This window comes from Halomonas sp. AOP7-E1-9 (assembly GCF_052376035.1).
In the GTDB taxonomy this organism is placed as follows: domain Bacteria; phylum Pseudomonadota; class Gammaproteobacteria; order Pseudomonadales; family Halomonadaceae; genus Vreelandella; species Vreelandella citrativorans.
Map to the genome: position 1 here is coordinate 19,884 of NZ_JBQSVC010000002.1, position 15,943 is coordinate 35,826.

Sequence of the window (15,943 nt, forward strand, 5' to 3'; positions counted from 1 at the left end):
AAGCTGCAGACCCGACGAATTCTATGAATGTATGAAATAAGGTAGTGCTTTATGCGATCACTCGTTATGCGCAGGCCCATTATGCTGATTGCGCTATTAGCACTTGCTGCTGGGGCAGTGATATTTTTATGGGAAGGGGGATTACAGGGCACAAGCTACCAGATGCTGGCTTGGCAGCGGAGCTTTAACCGCTCGCTCACGCTGGCGATTACCGAGCTTGCCCGCGAACCTTCTCAAGCCACCTGGTGGGTATTATTGAGCGTCAGTTTTGGTTACGGCGTTTTTCACGCGGCAGGGCCTGGGCACGGGAAGGCGGTGCTGGCAACGTATCTGGCCTCTCATGGGGGCGCCGTGCGGCGAGCATTAGGGCTTTCGTTTGCCGCGTCTCTGTTGCAAGGCGTGACTGCCATTGTCATGGTGGCCATTCTGGTTCACGGCCTGGGGTGGCTAACGCGTCAGGCCATGGGCAGTGTTGTTTGGGTTGAGCAGGCCAGTTTTTTACTCATAACGCTATTGGGTGTTTGGCTATGCGTTCGGGCCTACAAGCAGTTGCGCCGTGCTTATCAGCCCATTACGTTTTATCCGGTTCAGCACGACCACGGCAATGGCCATAGCCATCATCTCAATCACGACCACAGTCATGGCCACCACCACTGCTGTGGCGGCGCGCATCATATTGAACCCGAGCAGGCGTTGGATTGGCGTACAGCCATCATGACGGTCGGCGCGATTGGTATGCGTCCTTGCAGTGGCGCGGTACTTTTACTCGGCGCCGCCAGCCTATTGGGGCAATTTTATATTGGCGTTTTATCGGTACTGGCCATGTCGCTGGGTACAGGAATGACGGTGTCGGCGCTGGCGCTTGCCAGCGTGTTTGCACGCCGCTGGGCAACGCGGCGTTTAGCCAGGCAGCAGCACGCTTCTCAGTCGGCGCATAAAGCGGTGGGTTGGGCGGCGCTGGCCGGCGGCATGTTGATTGTTCTATTGGGCGTTATGCTTGTCACAACGAGTGTTTCTCAACCCGCCGGGGCGCCCTTGCTTGGCGAGCCGCCCGCAAGGCAAAGCAGCCCGCTTTTAAGGCCCTGACAGCAACTAAGCGTTTAAGCGGTCAATATGCGCAATAAGTTGATCGCGCAGGTCGGCAAGTGGCTCCAACTCATACGGTTCGGCGCTGCCATTGCCCCATACCGGCGCAGGCCAAGTGGCATCAGCCTGGTGGCGCACGACCACATGGATATGCAGCTGTTTGACGACGTTACCTAAGGTGGCGATATTCAGTTTATCGCCCTCGAAGAGGGTTTTCATCACGCTGCCCAGTTGGGTTGCTTCCTGCCATAGCTGGGCCTGGTCAGTCTCGGAAAGCTCAAATACTTCGCTGATATTATTCAGCCGGGGCACCAGAATCACCCAAGGATAGCGCGCATCATTCATTAACAGCACACGACAAAGCGGCAGGTCGGCGATGGGGAAGGTGTCAGCATCCAGACGTTGGTCGAGAGTGAAATCGTTCAAAGGGCGCGCTCCAGGTAGTCTTCAATGGTGTATATGATAGCCGATGCTTTGGGTAGATGACGCGGTGTAGGGAGCAACCTTCGGGAAAACAGGCGAAATTACCCAAACACTGTTACGCTAAAAGTACCCCTTGGAAAGGGTAGGCGCTACCAGAGGCGCTGTTGCTAGACACGTTAAGGAGAACTCAAATGAAAAAGCTTTTAGCGACTGGTTTTATTCTACTTATGACAGCAGGCGCGTTGGCCGGTTGTAACACGGTGGCTGGCGCAGGCCAGGATGTGGAAAGAGGCGGCCAGGCCGTTCAGGACGCCGCAAGCTAAGGTCCATGAACCCTTGACGATGTTGAGTGGGCCAGGCAATTGCCTGGCCCACTGTGTGTTTGGCCTGCAGGTTAATAATCATTCGGGGTAGGTTTATGAATACGTGGCGATCCACTTATGGGTTTCAGTACATGAAATTATTAGCCGCCAGCGGCGGCATTATTCTGCTTTCTGCATGCGCTGCCGGTTCTGACACGGCTAGAACGTCGGGTTCGGGCGATCAAAATGGCCAACCGGTATCCATGGACAGCTGCGATACCGCCTCAATTCGCTACGCCATAGGCGAGGCCTTCGATGAAGCGAACGTTTCGCAGTTGCAAAGCGAAAGTCAGTCGCGCCAGGTGCGCGTGCTACGTCCAGGCGATGTGGCCACTATGGACCACCGGCCGGACCGCTTGAATATCCATGTTGATAGTAATGAAACGGTCGAAGCTTTACGCTGCGGTTAGCGCAATATCAGCACTACACAAGCGGCGGTGAGCACTCCCATGGTGACGTTAAATATTCGCCAGGCACCGTCGCTTTTAATCCAATGACCGATCGCCATGCCAAACCCCGCCCATAGCGCCAAACAGGGGAAGGCAACCAGCTCTACAAAACCCACCAGGATTAACGCGTTTGCAACGGTTGAACCCTGATCAGGAATAAACCCCGCGATTAACGCAAGCCCCATGACCCACGCCTTGGGATTGGCGAATTGAAACGCGGCGGCCTGCCAGAAGGTAAGGGGTACGCTGTGTGCCTTGCTCTTTAAATCAGGCGGTGGCGCGCTGGCAATTTTCCATGCGAGGTAGACAAGTAAGCACTGCCTAACCAGCGCAGGGCGAACTGTAGGGAAGGATAGCGCTCAAACAGCACGCCTAACCCCAAAGCAATACTGAAAAACAGCAAAAAGCAGCCGCCGACAATACCCACCATATGCGGCAGCGTGCGCTTAAAGCCAAAGTTGGCGCCTGACGCGGTCAACATAATGTTATTAGGGCCGGGCGTTAGGGTCATCGACATCATGTAAAGGGCGGCTGGCCCAAGAATAACCCACTGACTATTCATAACGATCCTTCCAACGCTGGCGATTCACCTGCTCTTTAAGCATTTCAAGCATATCGTAAAGCACCAATTCTGTGATTCGTTGGCTGCCTTCATCGACGGTCAGCCAGCTGTTAAAGCCGCTCTCTGCGGTGCGTTCAACCACTTGCCTAAACTCGGGAGAGTGGATGCCCAGCGCAAGCTCATCCACTAACCGTTGGGCAACGCCGCTAATAGATGCCTGCATGGCATTCGTGGCGGTTTGGCCCATCGGCAGGCGGTGCAAGCGCTGAATCTCGGGGCTTTCACGTAGCGTGCGGCTTACAAGTTCATCAATGGCTTGCATCGCGTGCGTGCGATTTTGTTGGTACGCCTCGCCCACGGTACTTTCCAGACGCTGCACAATTTCACTAATCAACTGCTTTTTGCGCGGCATGATGACTCGGTCGACCACCCGCTCAGTTAGCGAGTCGCTGGACAGAATTTGCTGCTGTACATTGCCCAAAAGCCGTAGCGCGATACGATCAGAAAGCTCCTCAAGCAGGATATCGTAATATTTAAAGAAAAATTGATATATCGACCAGTGAGTAATGTTAATAAGCCGCAGACGATGTAAGCGATGAAGTAATGACACCACACGCAGTATTCTGAGTAGGCGAAAACCGCTTAATGGAATACAGCCCAGAACGTCATACCAGTGCACAAAGGGGTAGAAAAACCAGCGATGATAGCGCCTTTCGGCCACGGCGACGGTCCAGCCCAGCAGAACATCGGCAACAAAAAAAGCGACAAAGAACAGATCAATCGTAAAAAAGCGGCTATGGACTTGGGTGTCATAAAATGTATAAAAGGCGGGTGCCAGGCCTGCAATAGCCTGGTTAACAGGCTCGATTAAAAACAGTGAATCAAACAGCAAAAGCCCTAAATTAAGCACCACCGCGATGAGAATCAGTAAATCCCAGCCAATATGAGCGTACTCAACAGGCTTGGGCAATTGTGGGTAGCGCCGTCTGGTGGGCATGTAACCTCCTTGTGAATGGGTATTAAAGCAGCATCAAGCACTTAGCCCACCTGATTCGGCCGCTGCCTACGACGCCTCGTAATATCCGGGTTAGCCTATTAAGCCTGCGCCTGGCAGTTAAGCCTGCGCCTGATAGTGCTGCTGGGTAAGTTTTTCTTCCTGCTCTGCCTGTTTACGATGCTTTTTTCGCAGTGCTGCTTTTTCAAAACGGAGCTGTTGAATAGGGGTGGTAAGCGTCAAAGGGGGAACGCTGGCGGGTTTTCCGTCAGGGTCCACCGCGACCATGGTGAGGTAGCAACTGTTGGTATGGCGGATGAGCTTATTACGGATATCTTCGGCGACCACCTTAATGCCGATCTCCATTGAGGAGCGACCAACATGGTTAACGCAGGCCAAAAAAGTGACGAGTTCGCCCACGTGAATGGGCTGTTTAAATAGCACCTGGTCGACGGAAAGGGTGACGACATAGTGGCCCGAATAGCGGCTGGCACAAGCGTAAGCGACTTCATCCAGTTTTTTAAGAATAGCGCCCCCGTGTACTTTACCGCTGAAGTTCGCCATATCGGGCGTCATTAGTACGGTCATTGACAGCTCATGCTGTCCTGGTAAGGCCGTGTGTGCGGCATCTGACATAACGTGTCCTTGGTTAACGCTGCCCGCCCTGTGGGGCGGGCAGATAAAAGCTTAGAACCAGACCAAGCCTATGGAAATAATCACCCCGGTGACAAACAGCTGAATCAGGCAGAAGCCCATAATATCTTTGGCTTTTAGGCCTGCGATGGCAAGCACCGGCAGCGCCCAGAAAGGTTGCAGCAAGTTCGTCCAGGCATCGCCCCAGGCAACGGCCATAGCCACCCGTGAGATATCGGCACCCAGCGCCTGGGCCGCTGGCAGCATCACGGGCGCTTGCACTGCCCATTGGCCGCCGCCGGAAGGCACAAACAGGTTAACAATGCCCGCGCTAATAAACGACCAAAAGGGCAGCGAGGTTGCTGTCGCAAACGAGATTAGCCACTCCGACATGCTTTGGGCCAAGCCTGACTGCACCATAATGGCCATAATGCCGGCATAAAACGGAAACTGAATAACGATGCCAGCGCCGCCCTTAATGGCTTCGTTAAGGCTAATCAGCAAACTGCGTGGCGTGCGATGAAGTACGATAGCTAAAAACAGAAACAGAAAGTTCACGATATTCAGGTTTAAACCGCCACCCCGAAGAATAAAGTGATCAAGCAGATACAAAAGCCCTGGCACGCCCACCAGTAGCGAAAGTACCAGGCTATTTTCGAGTTTTTCCGCCGGGCGGGTAATACGCTCCTTCGACGCGGGAGCATCTTCAAGCAGCTTGCTATCGACATACACACTGTCTTTTTCGTCGGGTAGCATTAACCGATTAACCAGTGGTACCACGATAAACAGACACACAACAATCGCCAGGTTAAAAAAGGCGAAGATCGTTGAGCCGGTGCCAATCACGCCAATCGCATCGGCAGTGAAGTGTCCTTCGGTGGCGATAGTCAGCGGCACGGAACCCGCAAGGCCACCGTGCCACACGATGAAGCCCGAATAGGCACTCGCCACGAGCAAGCGGTAATCCACGCGTACCAACCGAGCTAACTCCTTGGCAAACAGTGCCCCCACCACCAGGCCAAACCCCCAGTTAATCCAGCTGGCCACAAGCGAGACCAGCGTCACCAGGATAATTGCGCCACCGGCACTTTTTGCCGTTCCGGCAAGCTTTTGCAGGATACGCTTCACAGGCGGTGAGCTTGCCAGCATAAAGCCGGTTACCAGGGCCAGCAGCATTTGCATCGAGAAGGTTAACAAGCCCCAAAAGCCGTCTCCCCACATGCGCATCACCGCAAGGGGCGTTTGGCGCTCCACGGCAATGGCGGCAGCGGCCGCCACGATCGTCAGTAGCAAAACAAAAATATACGGGTCGGGGAGATAACGCTCAACCAGCTTAACCGCTGGTTTCGATATCATTTTTAGCATGACGGGCTCTCTTGTTTGTTATAGGAAGTACATGGCTAATATACGGCGATGCGCCATGGCTTTCACATTTAAAGTCGTACTTTAGAACGATAGCGCAGCTAGCCAATAACGGGAGGACGGGTTTAAACGCTTATTGCCAACGCGAGCGCCGGTAGCGTTGATAGTAACCAATCAATACACCCGAACGCACCGTAATAAACAGGGTAAAAGCGAACCATAAGCCATGATTGCCTAGCCCTTGGGTCAGCCACCAGGCCGGCAGGTAAACCAGCATGGCGATAAAGATACTATTGCGCATTTCACGCACGGCGGTAGCACCAATAAACACGCCATCCAGAAGATAGCTCCAAACGGCAATCAGCGGCATCACCACCATCCACGGAAGGTATACCGCGGCCGCAGTGCGTACTTCGTCAAGCCCGGTTAAAAGTGCCACCAACTGATTGCCGCCAAGGGCAAACCCCAGTGAGGCACCGGCCGCTGTCCAAAAGGAGAACTGCGCTGCCCTGCGAACAATGAGTGAAAGCTCCTGCCAGTCACGGCGACCAAAGGCGCGACCCACCAGCGATTCTGCCGCGTGGGCAAAGCCATCCAGGGCGTAGCTGGTGAGCATAATAAATTGCAGCAGCACCGCATTGGCGGCCAGCACCGTATCGCCTTGGCGCGCCCCTTGAGCCGTAAAGAAGGCCATGACGAACAGCAAGCCAAGCGTGCGTACAAACAGGTTGGCGTTGATATTGAAAAGGGCCGTATAGGCCGACAGTGCCAGCAGGCGTACACGCGATAAATGCCCAGAAAGCGTTTTAAGTTGGCGCGTCACCAAATAGCCGCCAAACGCTAGTGCACTGTAGTCGGCAATAACGCTTGCCCAGGCAACGCCATTGCTGGTCATTCCCAGGCCCACCACAAACCACAGGTCGAGCACGATATTGACGCTGTTGGTCAGCAACAAAATCATCAGCGTAACGCGAGAGTTTTGTTGGCCTAAAAACCATCCTAATATTGCATAGTTGGCCAACACGGCAGGTGCCGACCATAGGCGTATTGCGGCATATTCACGGGCCAGTGGCGTAGCTACCTCGCTACCGTCCAGCAACCAAAGCCCTAGGGAAATAAGCGGTGACGAGAAAAGAATCAGCAGTGCACCAATCGCCCCAGCAATGATCAGCGATTGGCCCAGTAACAGGCGCACATCGCTATCACTTTCACGGCCGATAGCCTGAGCGACCAGTCCGGTGGTGCCCATGCGCAAGAAACCAAAGCCCCAGTAGAGAAAGCTGAAAAGAGTGGCGCCCAGCGTCACCGCCGCCAGATAACGTGAATCGGGCAGATGCCCAACCACAGCGGTATCGACCAGGCCCAGCAGCGGGACGGTAATATTGGAAAGGATAATTGGCCATGCGATGGCCCATATACGCACGCGATCGTCGCTTAGGCAGCGGTAATAATGCGGTACTTCTCTAACAGCTGCTGCTGCGTTTCCTTGCGTGCCGGGTCAAGCGGAATACAGTCTACCGGGCAAACCTGCTGGCACTGTGGCTCATCGAAATGGCCAACGCACTCGGTGCACAGGTTTGGGTTGATGATGTAAATCTCTTCGCCGGGCGAGATAGCATCGTTCGGACATTCGGGCTCGCAGACGTCGCAATTAATGCATTCATCGGTGATCATCAGTGCCATGGGCATACCTCGCAAATGGCTGGCACACCCGGGAATAGCGGCAAGAAATACCCGAGTGTTTTACTCAACAATGTTAGTGGTTACGTAGTGTAGTGCTTACGCAAGGCTTCTGCGACCTGGGAAGGTACCAGTGGTGAAATATCGCCGCCCAACTTGGCAATTTCACGCACGATAGTGGAGGAAATATACGAATTTTCTACGCCAGGCGTTAGAAAAACGCTTTCCAGCTCCGGGTTTTGGGCGCGATTCATGTTGGCAAGCTGAAGTTCGTACTCAAAATCGGAAGCGCCACGCAGGCCACGTAGAATGATGGTGGCGCCTTGTTCGCGCATAAAGGTTGTCAGTAGACTGGAAAAACCCACGACTTCAACGTTGGCAAGCGATGCGCAGACGTCTTTAGCCAAGGACATGCGGGCCTCTAAATCAAGGCTTGGCCGCTTGCCGGGGCTTTCTGCCACGGCAATGATGACCTTCTCGAACATCCTCGCGCCACGCGCTATAAGGTCCATGTGACCGTTGGTGATCGGATCAAAAGTGCCTGGGTACACGGCAATATTGACGCGCGGCGTGTTCATTCCGAGGGCTCCTCGTTGATGCGACCAAAGGGGTTATCACTGGTGAGCGATACCGCCTGGGCATAGCCTGGAATATGAATGCGGTCAGCGTGAATATCCAACTCCGGCCCTTCCAGCACCTCTTCTCCAAACTGATAGCGCGGCGCATAGTGGCCTCTATCCGCTTGAACCAGATAGGCATCTGCCTGGGCGCGCACAGTTTCACGACGCGCTTTCCAGGCGTTGATGGCATCGGCGCCATGGCGCTGGAGCAACAAGCGCTCGGTAACATCGGGTGAAAGCACCACGCCGGTGGCGTTATTGCCGCCAAAGCCCTTGGCGTTAATAAAGGCAGCATCCGCCTTAAAGGCGATGGGGGTTTGGAAAAAACGTAGCCGGTCGGCGTAGACATCGTCTGCCACTTTATTAAGCGTGGGGATGCCGGGCAATATGCCATGGGCAAAACTGCCGAGCGCGCTTACGAGCTGATCGCCCGCTGCCGAGCCTTGGGAGTGGCCAATAAATGACTTGATGGCGACGACTGGCCAGTCGGTAATGCCATTCGCACGGGCAATTTCATCCAGCACATGGGACTCAGTCGTGCGATTTTTCGGCGTGCTGGTGCCGTGGGCATGCAGAAAACTGCGCTCTCTTAGTGCTTTTTCCCCTAATAGGTCACGCACCAGCGACGCGGCCTTGCCCAGGGTAATGTAATTGCCAATACCCGGCGCGGAAATCGAGCGTTTGAAGCCGTCAGCGTTGACAAAGACATCCGGTACCGAGCCCATAATGTCTGCGCCCAGTTCAAGCGCCAGCGAGTCATCCATCAACAGGATAAACTGGCTGGCTTCTGCCATGGTAAAACCACAGTTAAGCGCAAACGGTCGGCTGGCGCGCTGGTAATCCGCATCTGTTAATAGCTCCAGGGCATCAAGCGCTTTTAAGCTAGCGTCGTCTGCCAGGGCGCCCATCGCGCGAAAACCTTCAATGATTTCCGGGGTGATCGGCGCATCAGCGGTGCCTACCATGACCACTTTTCGTCGCCCCGAACGAATGTCTTCAGTACCCAAACGCAGGTTATAGAGAAAACTGGCGCAGGCGCCTAATACCGCCCCGGTACTGCCAACGCTACCCAGAACATAGGCATTTAAAAAGTCGGCGGGCATCTGCCCGTACCCTAGCGGCATCTGTTTTGAGGTGGCGCGTTGACCGCTCACCAGGCTCTTCATCAAGCCGCCCCAGCCAGCATCATCCAACTGACCAATGGAGTTGCCTGCATAAACGGCGATGTGGTCAGGATTAAGCGTTTGGCGCAGCGTTTCCCAAGACAAACCGCTGGCACCCAAACAGTCGCTAGCGCCAAAAATCGCCATCGAAAGTCCGCGAGGGTGATGCACACTGCGGTACAGGCTTGCCGGTTCAAAACCTTGAGGAAGCTGCGCTGCTGCGCGTACTTTTGGGCGCTGGGCATCGGGCAGCAGCGTCTCAAAAACGCCTGCCGGCACGGTGACCTCGACCTCACGGGCGCCCAGTTCGCGGACCTGCCAATTTTCCGGTAAATTTTCCGGAAGCTGGCGACGGCGCAGCGTAAAGCGCAGCGGCTCGCTCAACTGAAGACTGGCCTGACGATTGGCGGGCAGCCCCGGCTCCAGGAACCTGGGGTCCTCGTTGCGGCGAACCAATGTGTGGTTAAGCACCTGATCACGTAACGACTGAGCAGGCGAGTTTACGGGCTGGCCTGCGCGATCGTGCCACCCTTTTTCGGAGTGCTCGACAAGCTGCATAAGGGCCGCCAGGCCCTCCAGGGTCTGGCGCTGCTGGTCAGCGGGAAGGGCATCAAGCACGGTACGACGGAAGGCCTGATGGCCTGAGGTCCTGCCGGCGGGATTGATGCCGCCCATGCCGACAATCACCGGTAAGTGTGACAAGCCGGGTTCCTCGTGGTGCGGTGGTTTTTAATAACAGTTATTGTCAATGGCAGGGTAAAAAGTACGCTGCCATTGAGCTTAATAAATATCTCGGGCGTGATCATAGCACCGGGCACCTTATGACGTCATGCTGCAAGCGCAGGAGACTGATAGAATCACCTCTTTTAAGTCTGAGGGATGGCATGCAGAACACTTCTCGCCCCGTTATATCCAATCAGCCAGGCCCTCACCATGATCTAGCGCGCCGGATCGATCGAGCGTTGGCGACGCCACTACGTAAACCCATTGCGGCACATACTCAGGAAGCATTTGAGCAGGCTAACCGCTGGTATCAAGCGCGTCATGCTCCGTTGATAATCGATGCCGGGTGTGGTGTTGGAATTTCGACCCGCCAATTGGCTGCACAGTTCCCTGACCATGCCGTGATCGGGGTCGACCGCAGTGAAGATCGGCTAGGGCGTGATCATGGCACGCTACCGGATAATGCGTTGCTGGTCCGGGCGGACCTGGTTGACTTTTGGCGCCTGGCGGATCAGGCGCGGTGGCAACCTGAACGCCACTATTTGTTATACCCCAATCCGTACCCCAAGGCCGCTCATTTAAAGATGCGCTGGCATGGGCACCCGGTTTTACCCACACTGTTGGCACTGGGTGGCCAGCTTGAGGTGCGCTCCAACTGGCCGCTTTATATTGAGGAGTTTGCCTTGGCCGTCGCGCAAGTAACGGGCAGACAAGCAGACATCGGCGTATGGACGCCCGATAGTGAGTACTTAACCCCCTTTGAAGCTAAATACGATAAAAGTGGCCAAACGCTTTGGCGCTTACAGGTTCAACTCGAGCGCCTATAACGTTTGTGTTAGGTGAAAAGCCTGGCCTGCCCGCGTGGATGGGTATCACCCTAATGGTGGTAGGTGTGGTGGTGATGCACGTGTTTTCAAAATGAATATACATTGAGGCCGATAACAGTGACGTACTTCTTTAAAGCAACGGTGCGCAAATGGCGTGCGACGATGACCGCCGGGGTAGCCGTTGCTTCACTACTGGCGAGCCCCGTACTGTTGGCCGATTTTAGCCGTTTGGGGCAGTTGCAGGATAAGGGGTTTTCAATTAGCGCGGAGGCGCGCCTGCTTGATACTGATGCGCCTGTGCTGCTGGGAAGCATCAACCCAGCGCGCCAGATGGCGCCCGCCTCTGTTACCAAAGCCTATATGGCAGCCGCTCTATTAAATCGCTTTGGTCCTCAGCATCGCTTTACCAGCCAGTTGGTAAGCAGTGGCGCTATCGATAACGGCATTTTGCGTGGGGACCTGGTGTTTGAAGGAGGCGGCGACCCTGGGCTTACGACAGAAAATCTGTGGCGCCTGGTACAGCGCTTACAAATGGCCGGTGTTAATGAAGTGGATGGTGCGCTCGTCGTAAGCCAGTGGCGTTTTGGCCCTGTCGACTGTATTACCAACGACCGCTGCAACGCCCGCACCCGTGTGACCAATGCTTATAGCGCGCCACTTACCTCCGCGGGGGTTAATTTCGGCAGCTGGTGTGTCAACGTGGCCCCTTCTCAAGTGGCGGGTGAGCCCGCTCGTACCACGCTTTGCGATAGCCAGTTACCATTAATTGATATCGATAACCAGGTCATCACACGTCCGGCCAATAGCGGAACCGAAATTAGCGCCGAGCGAGTAACCGATGAGCGTGGCGATGTAATGCGCCTGAGTGGGCAAATTTCGACCAACGCCATGGCTCGGGATATTTATCGAGGGGCAGGCGACGCCGCTGAAGAGACCGCGCAAATACTGCTTGGCATGCTAAACCAGGCGGGCATTTCTGTCAGAGACCCATGGCGTGTCACTTCAACACAGCCTCTTGCCAGTGCGAAGCGCTTGGCGGCGGTGGATGGCCAACCGCTACAAGAACTCCTGCTGCGCACCATGAACTACTCCAATAACTATATGGCTGATGTGCTGGCCTTAAACCTGGTGGAAACGCCGCAAGCCCAGCTGCGTCAGGCGGGTTCAGCGCTGGAAGTGTATGCCCAGAGCTTATCAGGCCACGGCCCTGTCACCTTATATAGCGGTAGTGGACTGACGACAGAAAACCGTACATCGGCTCACGGCGTTAATGTAATGCTGGAGGACATGTATCTGAAGAGTTCGCTGTTCCCAAGCTTCGTGGCCGCCTTTCAGTCGCCTGCCAACGGCGTCATGCGATTTATTCGACGCGGCTCATCCACGTTTCAAAATAACGTCATGCTCAAAACAGGTACGCTGAATCAGCCTTTTGCCGTACGCGCTGTGGCAGGTTACTTTCGTACGGCCTCCGGGCGTTGGGGTGTTTTTAGTGTATTGGTGAACGGAAGTGGTAACACTCCTTATATAAGCTGGTCTGAGGTGCTTGATCCGTTGTCGCTCGATTTGGACGCAATGATTCTGGCTAATTAATTTCCTCGACGCTTAAAGTGAGACGACTTGCATGAAACCAGAGCATACCGGTCTAACCCATTTGGTGTACTCAACGCGCTACTCTTGGAAAGGATTAAAGGCTGCCTTTCGTAACGAAACGGCCTTTCGCCAGGAAGTGTGTATCACCGCCGTGTTGTTGCCTTTTGCTTGGTGGATCAGTAATGACTCGCTAAGCTGGTTACTGCTGGTGGGCAGCTTGTTTTTCGTGCTCATTGTTGAGCTGTTAAACAGTGCGATTGAAAACGTGGTCGACCGCATTGGTACAGAGCATCACGAACTTTCCGGGCGGGCCAAGGATATTGGGTCCGCCGCCGTCATGCTGTCGTTGATAACGGCCGGGCTTACCTGGGGGCTTTTGGGTGGGCAAAAAATCTTTGGCTAGCGTGTAAACGCTTGGCGGTGAGGTAGCTATGCAACTGGATAATTCGTTTATACCTTTAAACGCGCTGCCTGAGGCGCTTCAGCAAGAGGGCCAAAAGGTGGGTCAGCGGCTGAACGATGCGCTTGGCCAAGCGGATAATACTGCCTCAATGACCCAGCAGCCGCTGCCCTCGGGATGTTGGCAAGCGCTTACTCAACCACGCCTCGAGGCGCTGGCCAAGGTGCTAAGCGTATCCACCTTTGTGCTGGATACGTTCACCCGCTACCCGGGCTGGCTTGCAACGCTTGAAGCCAACGGCGAATTGGATGCGGCACCGGCCCGGAACGATCAACAACAGTGGCTGCACGACGCACTGGAAAGCGCAGAAGATGAAGCGGCCATGCAGCGTGTGTTGCGGCGTTTTCGGCGTGCACGAATGGTGGGCATCATCTGGCGGGATCTAAATCGGCCTGACGGTTATACCATGTGGGATACCACTCAAGCGGTTTCTCAACTGGCTGAGCTGTGTCTTGAGGCCGCGTTACGTTGGCTTGAAGGTTTTTATGCGCCTCGCTGGGGTATGCCAGCGCCCCGTGCCGATGGCGCTGCCCAGCGCTTGGTCGTTCTTGGAATGGGTAAGCTGGGCGCGGGCGAACTGAATCTCTCCTCTGATATCGACCTGATTTTTGCCTTCCCTGAAAAAGGTGAGACGCAGGGCGGGCGCAAGCCGCTGGAGCATCAGGAATACTTTACCAAGCTGGGCCAAAAGCTGATTGCCGCGCTGGATGCCATGACCGCAGATGGCTTTGTCTTTCGGGTGGATATGCGCTTGCGGCCGCTAGGCGATGGCGGACCGCTGGTAGGCAGTTTTGCCATGCTCTCAAGCTACTACCAGGACCAGGGACGCGAGTGGGAGCGTTACGCCCTGCTCAAGGCGCGCCCGGTGGCGGGAAATATAGAGGCGGGCATTGAACTATTGGCTGGCCTGCGCCCGTTTGTTTATCGCCGTTACCTGGATTTTGGCGCCATTGAGTCGCTGCGCGAGCTAAAAGCCATGATTAACCGTGAAGTAAAGCGCAAAGGGATGCAGAGCAACATCAAGCTCGGCCCTGGCGGCATTCGCGAAGTAGAATTTGTGGTGCAGGCGTTCCAACTGATTCGGGGCGGGCGGGATACGGAGCTGCAGGTAACGTCGTTGAAAACGGCCTTGAATCGCCTGCCCGAACTGGGGCTACTGCCTCAAACGGTGGTCGATGAACTCATGCCTGATTACGCGTTTCTGCGCGACCTGGAGCACGTCATCCAAGCGCTTGAAGACCGCCAGACGCAAATGCTGCCGACGGATGAGATCGACCAGGCCCGGATTGCTTTTGCCATGGGCTATCAAGATTGGGCACTACTGATGGCGGCGCTTGATGATGTTCGAGAGCGTGTTCGGCATCATTTTGATGCAGTGATTGCTGACCCCGAGGAGGATGCGGAAGAAACCAACGACGCAAGCCGCTTGGCGCCTGCGCAGTGGCGGTTGATCTGGCGCAACGAGCTGGAAGCGGACGAAGCAATCGCTTACTTACACAGTGCAGGATTCGCCGAACCCGATAAAGTATTGAAGCGTCTGCAGAGTTTTTATCAATCGCGTCAGGTGCAAAGCATGCAGCGAATCGGTTTTGAGCGTCTTGATGCGCTAATGCCGCTACTGCTGGCCGCCGTGGCTGAAAATGAGACACCGGATATCGCGCTTGCCCGCGTACAGCCTTTGATTGAGGCGGTACTAAGGCGAACCGCCTATTTAGCGCTGCTGCGTGAAAACCCTCAGGCGCTTGAGCATCTCATGCGCTTATGCGTTGCCAGCCCATGGATTGCCGAGCGCCTTTCTCGCTATCCGATTCTGTTGGATGAGCTGTTAACGCCAGAAACTCTTTACACCCCAGCGGATAAAGCACGCTTGGCCGATGAGTTACGTCAAACGTTAAACCGGCTGCCTGAAGATGATGAAGAAGCCCAGCTTGAAGCATTGCGGGTGTTTAAACATGCCAAAATGCTTCACGTTGCCGCCTCTGATATCGCTGGTACGCGTCATTTAATGAAAGTAAGTGATTACTTAACGTATATTGCTGAAGTGATTCTGGATGCCGTTTTGGCGATGGCCTGGAAACATGTGACCCGTAAGCACGGAGTGCCCAAGGGGCTTAACGACCATGAACCGGCTTTTCTGATTATTGGCTATGGAAAGTTGGGCGGTATCGAGCTGGGTTATGGCTCTGATCTTGACCTGGTTTTTCTGCATGATAGCGACGGTAAAGGGGCAACCGACGGTCCTCGACCCATTGATACGCCGCTGTTTTTTACCCGTTTGGGCCAACGCATTATCCACCTGCTAACCGCGGTGACGCCCGCAGGCAGCTTGTACGACGTCGATATGCGCTTGCGCCCCTCAGGCAATGCGGGGCTATTGGTGACCTCGCTTGATGCCTTTGCCGACTATCAACAGCAAAATGCCTGGACTTGGGAGCATCAGGCGCTAGTGCGCGCACGGGTCGTCGCCGGAAGCAGTGCGCTTGCCGAACGGTTTAACCAGATTCGTGGAGACATCCTGGGCAGGCAACGTGATAAACACGCCCTGCGTGATGATGTAGTCAACATGCGCCACAAAATGCGAGACCACTTGGGCAGTAAAACCCAGGAACCGCGCTTTAATTTAAAGCACGATGCTGGTGGCATGGTGGACATTGAATTTCTCTGCCAGTACGCAGTGTTAGCGCTGGCTAACCAAACACCCTCGCTGGCTACCTACAGCGATAATATGCGTATTTTAGAGATGCTTGCCGAGAGTGGGCACTTACCTTCAGAGGAGGCTGAGCAGTTAAAAGAAGCTTATCTGGCCTACCGCAGTAGAACACACCGCGCAGCACTGACTGGCGAGAAACTCATTGGTGAGGTCGATGACTTTAAGGAGCATCGCGCTGCCGTCGAAGCCCTTTGGCAACGCTTTTTAGAGCCCTAAACCAGGGCTTGAAAGTTGGGCTCGAGTAGTTTGTTCTGGAGAATTGGCTCTGTGTCTTTCAGTCAAACGCCGCTATTCAGAAC

General features: G+C 54.8%; 15 protein-coding genes and 1 pseudogene. 7 read left to right on the top strand and 9 right to left on the bottom strand.

What is annotated here, in order from left to right; genetic code table 11:
- Positions 1–51: 51 nt before the first annotated feature.
- Complete coding sequence (locus tag ACT3R4_RS01745) at positions 52–1,086, top strand: nickel/cobalt transporter (RefSeq protein ID WP_441677298.1); 1,035 nt, start codon at positions 52–54, stop codon at positions 1,084–1,086.
- A 6-nt stretch (positions 1,087–1,092) separates the two neighbouring features.
- Here the strand turns inward: ACT3R4_RS01745 and ACT3R4_RS01750 are convergent, their stop codons facing one another.
- Entirely contained in the window at positions 1,093–1,512 is a 420-nt protein-coding gene (locus ACT3R4_RS01750; RefSeq protein WP_192527586.1) for an HIT domain-containing protein, read from the bottom strand.
- A gap of 188 nt (positions 1,513–1,700) precedes the next feature.
- Between ACT3R4_RS01750 and ACT3R4_RS01755 the strand changes: the two genes are divergently transcribed.
- The gene (locus ACT3R4_RS01755) at positions 1,701–1,832 is read left to right on the top strand and encodes an entericidin A/B family lipoprotein (RefSeq protein ID WP_087105855.1); all 132 of its coding nucleotides are present in this window, start codon (positions 1,701–1,703) and stop codon (positions 1,830–1,832) included.
- 131 nt (positions 1,833–1,963) lie between these two features.
- Positions 1,964–2,281: an I78 family peptidase inhibitor gene (locus ACT3R4_RS01760; protein WP_226913400.1), complete on the top strand. Its 318-nt coding sequence runs from the start codon at positions 1,964–1,966 to the stop codon at positions 2,279–2,281.
- Here the strand turns inward: ACT3R4_RS01760 and ACT3R4_RS01765 are convergent.
- The 8 genes and pseudogenes from ACT3R4_RS01765 to ACT3R4_RS01800 all read right to left on the bottom strand — a co-directional run bounded on the left by ACT3R4_RS01765 (position 2,278) and on the right by ACT3R4_RS01800 (position 10,009).
- A pseudogene (locus ACT3R4_RS01765) lies at positions 2,278–2,882 on the bottom strand (LysE family translocator). The gene ACT3R4_RS01760 and the pseudogene ACT3R4_RS01765 overlap by 4 nt on opposite strands.
- A complete protein-coding gene (locus ACT3R4_RS01770) occupies positions 2,875–3,879 on the bottom strand; it encodes an ion transporter (RefSeq protein WP_441677295.1) in 1,005 nt (334 codons plus the stop codon). The pseudogene ACT3R4_RS01765 and the gene ACT3R4_RS01770 overlap by 8 nt, the downstream one beginning before the upstream one ends.
- 117 nt (positions 3,880–3,996) lie before the next feature.
- Positions 3,997–4,512 carry an acyl-CoA thioesterase gene (locus ACT3R4_RS01775; protein WP_172117363.1) on the bottom strand — a complete coding sequence of 172 codons (516 nt, stop codon included), beginning with the start codon at positions 4,510–4,512 and terminating at the stop codon, positions 3,997–3,999.
- 51 nt (positions 4,513–4,563) lie between these two features.
- Positions 4,564–5,874, bottom strand: a complete 1,311-nt coding sequence (locus ACT3R4_RS01780; RefSeq protein WP_441677293.1) for a short-chain fatty acid transporter — start codon at positions 5,872–5,874, stop codon at positions 4,564–4,566.
- Between the two features lie 130 nt (positions 5,875–6,004).
- Positions 6,005–7,294 carry an MATE family efflux transporter gene (locus ACT3R4_RS01785; protein WP_441677291.1) on the bottom strand — a complete coding sequence of 430 codons (1,290 nt, stop codon included), beginning with the start codon at positions 7,292–7,294 and terminating at the stop codon, positions 6,005–6,007.
- 11 nt (positions 7,295–7,305) lie between these two features.
- Complete coding sequence (locus ACT3R4_RS01790; protein ID WP_087105869.1) at positions 7,306–7,554, bottom strand: YfhL family 4Fe-4S dicluster ferredoxin; 249 nt, start codon at positions 7,552–7,554, stop codon at positions 7,306–7,308.
- Positions 7,555–7,634: 80 nt separating this feature from the next.
- On the bottom strand, positions 7,635–8,129 hold the full coding sequence (coaD, locus tag ACT3R4_RS01795; protein WP_441677289.1) for a pantetheine-phosphate adenylyltransferase: 495 nt from the start codon (positions 8,127–8,129) through the stop codon (positions 7,635–7,637).
- Positions 8,126–10,009 (bottom strand): beta-ketoacyl synthase, encoded by a 1,884-nt coding sequence (locus ACT3R4_RS01800; RefSeq protein WP_192527646.1) that lies wholly within the window; start codon positions 10,007–10,009, stop codon positions 8,126–8,128. The genes coaD and ACT3R4_RS01800 overlap by 4 nt, the downstream gene beginning before the upstream one ends.
- Positions 10,010–10,218: 209 nt before the next feature.
- Here ACT3R4_RS01800 and trmB point away from each other — a divergent pair, with 209 nt between their 5' ends.
- From trmB to glnE, 4 genes are all read left to right on the top strand, one after another.
- Positions 10,219–10,884, top strand: a complete 666-nt coding sequence (gene trmB, locus ACT3R4_RS01805; RefSeq protein WP_441677287.1) for a tRNA (guanine(46)-N(7))-methyltransferase TrmB — start codon at positions 10,219–10,221, stop codon at positions 10,882–10,884.
- 162 nt (positions 10,885–11,046) lie between these two features.
- A complete protein-coding gene (gene dacB, locus ACT3R4_RS01810; protein ID WP_441677330.1) occupies positions 11,047–12,474 on the top strand; it encodes a D-alanyl-D-alanine carboxypeptidase/D-alanyl-D-alanine endopeptidase in 1,428 nt (475 codons plus the stop codon).
- 31 nt (positions 12,475–12,505) lie between these two features.
- Positions 12,506–12,877, top strand: coding sequence for a diacylglycerol kinase (locus tag ACT3R4_RS01815; protein ID WP_441677285.1), 372 nt, complete (start codon positions 12,506–12,508; stop codon positions 12,875–12,877).
- 28 nt (positions 12,878–12,905) lie between these two features.
- Positions 12,906–15,860 (top strand): bifunctional [glutamate--ammonia ligase]-adenylyl-L-tyrosine phosphorylase/[glutamate--ammonia-ligase] adenylyltransferase, encoded by a 2,955-nt coding sequence (glnE, locus tag ACT3R4_RS01820; protein WP_441677283.1) that lies wholly within the window; start codon positions 12,906–12,908, stop codon positions 15,858–15,860.
- Positions 15,861–15,943 lie beyond the last annotated feature (83 nt).

Excerpts from the sequence above, each read along its gene's own strand:
- ACT3R4_RS01800 (WP_192527646.1), bottom strand. The coding sequence starts at position 10,009 with ATGGGCGGCATCAATCCCGCCGGCAGGACCTCAGGCCATCAGGCCTTC.
- ACT3R4_RS01790 (WP_087105869.1), bottom strand. The coding sequence starts at position 7,554 with ATGGCACTGATGATCACCGATGAATGCATTAATTGCGACGTCTGCGAG.
- ACT3R4_RS01760 (WP_226913400.1), top strand. The coding sequence starts at position 1,964 with ATGAAATTATTAGCCGCCAGCGGCGGCATTATTCTGCTTTCTGCATGC.
- ACT3R4_RS01815 (WP_441677285.1), top strand. The coding sequence starts at position 12,506 with ATGAAACCAGAGCATACCGGTCTAACCCATTTGGTGTACTCAACGCGC.
- trmB (WP_441677287.1), top strand. The coding sequence starts at position 10,219 with ATGCAGAACACTTCTCGCCCCGTTATATCCAATCAGCCAGGCCCTCAC.
- glnE (WP_441677283.1), top strand. The coding sequence starts at position 12,906 with ATGCAACTGGATAATTCGTTTATACCTTTAAACGCGCTGCCTGAGGCG.
- coaD (WP_441677289.1), bottom strand. The coding sequence starts at position 8,129 with ATGAACACGCCGCGCGTCAATATTGCCGTGTACCCAGGCACTTTTGAT.
- ACT3R4_RS01770 (WP_441677295.1), bottom strand. The coding sequence starts at position 3,879 with ATGCCCACCAGACGGCGCTACCCACAATTGCCCAAGCCTGTTGAGTAC.
- ACT3R4_RS01755 (WP_087105855.1), top strand. The coding sequence starts at position 1,701 with ATGAAAAAGCTTTTAGCGACTGGTTTTATTCTACTTATGACAGCAGGC.
- ACT3R4_RS01745 (WP_441677298.1), top strand. The coding sequence starts at position 52 with ATGCGATCACTCGTTATGCGCAGGCCCATTATGCTGATTGCGCTATTA.
- ACT3R4_RS01780 (WP_441677293.1), bottom strand. The coding sequence starts at position 5,874 with ATGCTAAAAATGATATCGAAACCAGCGGTTAAGCTGGTTGAGCGTTAT.
- dacB (WP_441677330.1), top strand. The coding sequence starts at position 11,047 with ATGACCGCCGGGGTAGCCGTTGCTTCACTACTGGCGAGCCCCGTACTG.
- ACT3R4_RS01775 (WP_172117363.1), bottom strand. The coding sequence starts at position 4,512 with ATGTCAGATGCCGCACACACGGCCTTACCAGGACAGCATGAGCTGTCA.